The 6,000-nt window shown below is 67.8% G+C and carries 4 protein-coding genes; all 4 read left to right on the forward strand.

What is annotated here, in order from left to right; all coding sequences use genetic code 11:
• Positions 1-198: 198 nt before the first annotated feature.
• Positions 199-843 (forward strand): ClpP family protease, encoded by a 645-nt coding sequence (locus tag Mam01_RS07705; RefSeq protein WP_150935093.1) that lies wholly within the window; start codon positions 199-201, stop codon positions 841-843.
• A gap of 14 nt (positions 844-857) precedes the next feature.
• Positions 858-1,505, forward strand: coding sequence for an ATP-dependent Clp protease proteolytic subunit (locus tag Mam01_RS07710; RefSeq protein WP_117410256.1), 648 nt, complete (start codon positions 858-860; stop codon positions 1,503-1,505).
• Positions 1,506-1,699: 194 nt separating this feature from the next.
• On the forward strand, positions 1,700-2,983 hold the full coding sequence (gene clpX, locus Mam01_RS07715; RefSeq protein WP_150935092.1) for an ATP-dependent Clp protease ATP-binding subunit ClpX: 1,284 nt from the start codon (positions 1,700-1,702) through the stop codon (positions 2,981-2,983).
• A gap of 73 nt (positions 2,984-3,056) precedes the next feature.
• Positions 3,057-5,645, forward strand: a complete 2,589-nt coding sequence (locus Mam01_RS07720; protein ID WP_204284678.1) for a valine--tRNA ligase — start codon at positions 3,057-3,059, stop codon at positions 5,643-5,645.
• Positions 5,646-6,000 lie beyond the last annotated feature (355 nt).

Consider the following 6,000-nt stretch of genomic DNA (forward strand, 5'->3'; position numbering starts at 1 on the left):
GGGCCCGCCGCCGCGCTGTCAGGCACGGCGGGGGCGGAGAACGCGGGTGCGGGGCCGATCGGGGCTCGATCGTCCGCCGATCGGGGGCGGGGCATGCGCCGTCAGCGAACAGTACGGCGCGAGGGCATGACCTGTCTGCGCCGCGCGTTAAGGTCACAAGCAAAGCCAATCGTTTACGACGCATCGGAAGGTGACGCTGTGACCAGCCCGCCGACCTTCTTCCCGACCGGTGGTTCCGGCTTCGAGGCCCGGAGCCCGGAGGGTGGCCCCTCCCGCCTCGAGGATCAGCTCTACCAGCGCCTGCTGCGCGAGCGCATCGTGGTGCTCGGCACCCAGGTGAACGACGAGGTGGCCAACCGGCTGTGCGCTGAGCTCCTGCTCCTCGCCGCCGACGACCCCAACCGCGACATCTGGATGTACATCAACTCCCCCGGCGGTTCCGTGACCGCGGGCATGGCGATTTACGACATGATGGAGTATGTGCCGAACGACGTGTGCACCGTCGCCATGGGCCTGGCCGCCTCGATGGGGCAGTTCCTGCTCTGCGCGGGCGCCCGCGGCAAGCGGTACGCGCTCCCGCACGCCCGCATCATGATGCACCAGCCCTCGGGCGGCATCGGGGGCACCGCGGCCGACATCGCGATCCAGGCCGAGCAGATGCTCTATGTGAAGAAGACGCTCGCGGAGCGGATCGCCTCTCACACCGGCCAGCCGCTCGACCAGATCGAGCGCGACTCCGACCGGGACCGCTGGTTCACGGCCGAGGAGGCCAAGGACTACGGCTTCATCGACCACGTGGTGCGCAGCGCCCGCCAGGTGCCCTCCGAGGGCGCCGTCTCGTGACTGGAGCTTCCGAGATGAGTGAGCTGATCCGGCCGGGTGACATCAACGGCCGCTACGTTCTTCCCTCCTTCGTCGAACGCACGTCGTACGGCGTCAAGGAGATGAACCCCTACAACAAGCTGTTCGAGGACCGCATCATCTTCCTCGGGGTCCAGATCGACGACGCCTCGGCGAACGACGTGATGGCGCAGCTGCTCACGCTGGAGTCGCTGGACCCGGACCGAGACATCAGCATGTACATCAACTCGCCGGGCGGCTCGTTCACCGCGATGACGGCGATCTACGACACCATGCAGTTCGTCCGGCCCGAGATCCAGACGGTCTGCCTGGGGCAGGCGGCCTCGGCCGCGGCGATCCTGCTGGCCGGCGGCACGCCGGGCAAGCGGTTCGCGCTGCCGAACGCCCGGGTCCTGATCCACCAGCCCTACACCGAGGGCGGCGGTCAGGGCAGCGACATCGAGATCCAGGCTCGTGAGATCCTGCGTATGCGGTCGCTGCTCGAGGACCTCGTGGCCAAGCACTCGGGCAAGTCGCCCGACGAGGTCCGCAGGGACATCGAGCGCGACAAGATCCTCAGCGCCGAGGAGGCGAAGGCGTACGGTCTGGTGGACGACATCATTCCGTCGCGGAAGAAGCGTGCGGCGGCGGTCGCCGCTTCCTGAGGGAGTTGCCGCACCGGAACAGTGCCCATTTGGGCACGTTCCGGTGCGACTCACCGCTAGGGGGCTCACTGAGGGCCCGAGAGACGGTAACGTCGAAACCTGAGCGGGATGACGTTTTCGCACCGGATCACCATCGGTTGCGGACGGAAGCGACCGCGGCGGCAGGGGCGGTCCCACGCAAAGGAGTATCTGGGGTGGCACGCATCGGCGACGGGGGAGACCTGCTGAAGTGCTCGTTCTGCGGCAAGAGCCAGAAGCAGGTCAAGAAGCTCATCGCCGGACCAGGCGTCTACATCTGCGATGAGTGCATCGATCTCTGCAACGAGATCATCGAGGAGGAGCTCTCGGAGTCCTCCGAGCTCAAGTGGGACAACCTCCCCAAGCCGCGTGAGATCTACGAGTTCCTCGACGCGTACGTCATCGGCCAGGACAAGGCCAAGAAGGCGCTGTCGGTCGCGGTCTACAACCACTACAAGCGCGTCCAGTCCGGGGAGCGGGGCCGCGACGACGGCCTGGAGCTGGCCAAGTCGAACATCCTGCTGCTCGGTCCAACCGGGTCGGGCAAGACCCTGCTGGCGCAGACCCTCGCCAAGATGCTCAACGTGCCGTTCGCGATCGCGGACGCCACCGCGCTGACCGAGGCGGGCTACGTCGGCGAGGACGTGGAGAACATCCTCCTCAAGCTCATCCAGGCCGCCGACTACGACGTCAAGAAGGCCGAGACCGGGATCATCTACATCGACGAGGTCGACAAGATAGCCCGCAAGAGCGAGAACCCGTCGATCACCCGGGACGTGTCGGGCGAAGGCGTGCAGCAGGCCCTGCTGAAGATCCTGGAAGGGACCACCGCCAGCGTGCCGCCGCAGGGCGGCCGCAAGCACCCCCACCAGGAGTTCATCCAGATCGACACCACGAACGTGCTGTTCATCTGCGGTGGCGCGTTCGCCGGACTGGAGAAGATCATAGAGTCGCGGGTCGGCCGGAAGGGCATCGGCTTCAACGCGATCATCCACTCCAAGGAGGAGATGGACTCCTCGGACATCTTCTCCGACGTCATGCCGGAGGACCTGCTGAAGTTCGGCATGATCCCCGAGTTCGTCGGCCGGCTGCCGGTGATCACCTCGGTGCACAACCTCGACCGGAGCGCGCTGATCCAGATCCTCACCGAGCCGCGCAACGCGCTCGTGAAGCAGTACCGGCGCCTGCTGGAGCTGGACAACGTCGAGCTCGAGTTCACCGACGACGCGCTGGAGGCGATCGCCGACCAGGCCATCCTGCGCGGCACCGGCGCCCGCGGTCTGCGCGCTATCCTGGAGGAGGTCCTCCAGTCGGTGATGTACGAGGTCCCCTCCCGGCAGGACGTGGCTCGCGTCGTCATCACCCGCGAGGCCGTGCTGGAGCACGTGAACCCGACCCTCGTGCCGCGCGACCAGCTGCAGGCCAAGCAGCAGCGCACGCCGCGGGAGAAGTCGGCCTGACTCCCGGCCGTCGCCGGCCATTGTCCACAGGGTGTGCGGCGACGGCGCGGGAGGCGTCCGGACCTCCCTAGAATTGGGCAGCGTGACTACGTCTGAGCTGCCCACCCAGTACGCCCCCGCCGAAGTCGAGACCCGGAGCTACGAGCGCTGGGTATCGGCGGGCTACTTCACCGCCGACCCGGGCAGTGGGCGCGAGCCGTACACCATCGTGCTGCCCCCGCCGAACGTCACCGGGTCGCTGCACGTGGGTCATGCGCTCGACCACTCGGTCCAGGACGCGCTGACCCGGCGCGCCCGCATGCGGGGCATGGAGACGCTGTGGCTTCCCGGCATGGACCACGCCGGCATCGCGACCCAGAACGTCGTGGAGCGAGAGATCGCCAAGGAGGGCCTGTCCCGCCACGACTTCGGCCGTGAGGCGTTCGTCGAGCGCGTCTGGCAGTGGAAGGAGGAGTCCGGCGGGCGGATCCTCGGCCAGATGACGAAACTCGGCGACGGCGTCGACTGGTCCCGCGAGCGGTTCACGATGGACGAGGGCCTCTCCCGCGCCGTCCAGACGATCTTCAAGAAGCTGTTCGACGACGGGCTCATCTATCGCGCCGAGCGGATCATCAACTGGTGCCCGCGCTGCCTCACCGCGCTGTCGGACATCGAGGTCGAGCACAGCGACGACGACGGCGAGCTCGTCTCCATCCGCTACGGCTCCGGTGACGAGGAGATCGTCGTCGCCACCACCCGGGCGGAGACCATGCTCGGCGACACCGCGGTGGCCGTCCACCCCGCCGACGAGCGATACGCGCATCTCATCGGCAAGCACGTCGAGGTCCCGCTGACCGGCCGGCGCATCCCGATCGTCGCCGACGAGCACGTGGACCCCGCCTTCGGCACCGGTGCCGTCAAGGTCACCCCCGCCCACGACCCCAACGACTTCGAGATCGGCCGCCGCCACTCGCTGGAGTCGCTCGTCGTCATGGACGAGCGCGGGGTCATCACCGCCCACGGGCCGTTCCAGGGCCTCGACCGGTTCGAGGCGCGGCCCGCCGTGGTCGCCGCGCTGCGCGAGCAGGGCCGGATCGTGGCCGAGAAACGGCCGTACGTCCATTCGGTGGGCCACTGCTCCCGCTGCAAGACCGTGGTCGAGCCGCGGCTGTCGCTGCAGTGGTTCGTCAACGTCACGCCGCTGGCCAAGGCCGCCGGCGACGCGGTGCGCGACGGCCGCACCCGCATCCACCCGCCGGAGCTGGCCAAGCGCTACTTCGACTGGGTCGACGACATGCACGACTGGTGCATCTCGCGGCAGCTGTGGTGGGGTCACCGCATCCCGGTCTGGTACGGCCCGGACGGCGACATGGTCTGTGTGGGGCCCGACGAGGAGCCGCCCGCCGGTTACGAGCAGGACCAGGACGTCCTGGACACGTGGTTCTCCTCCGGCCTGTGGCCGTTCTCCACGCTCGGCTGGCCCGACGAGACGCCCGAGCTGGCCCGCTTCTATCCGACGACCGTGCTCGTCACCGGCTACGACATCCTCTTCTTCTGGGTCGCCCGGATGATGATGTTCGGGTTGTACGCGATGGACGGTCAGCCGCCGTTCCGCACGGTGGCGCTGCACGGCATGGTGCGCGACCAGTTCGGCAAGAAGATGTCGAAGTCGTTTGGCAACGTCGTCGACCCGCTCGACTGGATCGAGCGCTACGGCGCGGACGCCACGCGGTTCACCCTGCTGCGCGGCGCGAACCCCGGCTCCGACGTGGCGATCAGCGAGGACTGGGCGGCCGGATCGCGCAACTTCTGCAACAAGATCTGGAACGCCACCCGCTTCGCCCTGATGAACGGTGCCGTCTCCGACGGCCTGCCCGGCGACCTCACCCCGGCCGACCGCTGGATCCTGTCGCGGTTGCAGCGGGTCGTCACGACCATCGACGCGGCCTTCGAGGACTTCGAGTTCGCCAAGGTCTCCGACGCGCTCTACCACTTCGCCTGGGACGAGGTCTTCGACTGGTACGTCGAACTGGCCAAGGTGCAGTTCGCCGAGGGCGGGGTGGTGGCCGAGAACACCAAGCGGGTGCTCGGCCATGTCCTCGACGCGCTGCTCCGGCTGCTCCACCCGCTGGTGCCCTTCGTGACGGAGGAGCTGTGGCGGGCGCTGACCGGGGGAGAGTCCATCGTGGTCGCCCCCTGGCCCGCCGTCTCGCCCGAGTTGCTCGACCCCGCGGCCGAGCAGGAGATCGTCGCGTTGCAGAACCTGGTGACCGAGGTGCGCAGGTTCCGCTCCGACCAGGGTCTGAAGCCCGGCCAGCGGGTGGCCGCACGGCTCTCCCTGCCGGGTACGGCTCTCGCCGCCCACGAGGGCGCGGTCCGCGTCCTGCTGCGCCTGGACGAACCATCGGAGACCTTCACTCCCACGGCCCGTCTCACCGTCGGCACTGTCCTCGTGGAGATCGACACGGCCGGAGCCATCGACGTCGCCGCGGAGCGCAAGCGTCTGGAGAAGGACCTCGCCGTGGCACGCAAGGAGCAGGCTCAGGTCACCGCGAAGCTGGGCAACGAGCAGTTCATGGCGAAGGCGCCCGAGGACGTGGTGGCCAAGGTGCGCCGGCGTGCTGAGCAGGCCGCGGAGGACATCTCCCGTCTGGAGGCCCAGCTCACCGCACTGCAGGGATAGCTGCGGCAGATGAGGTTTGGGAGTGCCAGAGGCAGGGCAGGACTGTGAAGTTGCGCAAGTTGTGCTCGGCATACCCTGGCGGGTGCTAGTCTTTGTGCACGCGCAGGGAGTCGGCGAGTCGGAATACCCGCAAGGGATCCGGCTGTTAGGCTCTCTGCACTCCCTTCCTCTCACCCGATCTCGGGTCATCTCGTCGCGATTCGACGGGATGTCGCGGATCAGGTAAGTTCGAGGGGTTGCCCCGGAGACGGGGTGGCCGGAATTCTCGGCCGGAAATCGGAATTCAATGCAAATCGCCTCGATTTGACACGAATAACGAGACCGGACAGAATAAAGGCACAACGGAAAACGCTCC

It is taken from the genome of Microbispora amethystogenes (genome assembly GCF_016863015.1).
GTDB lineage: Bacteria > Actinomycetota > Actinomycetes > Streptosporangiales > Streptosporangiaceae > Microbispora > Microbispora amethystogenes.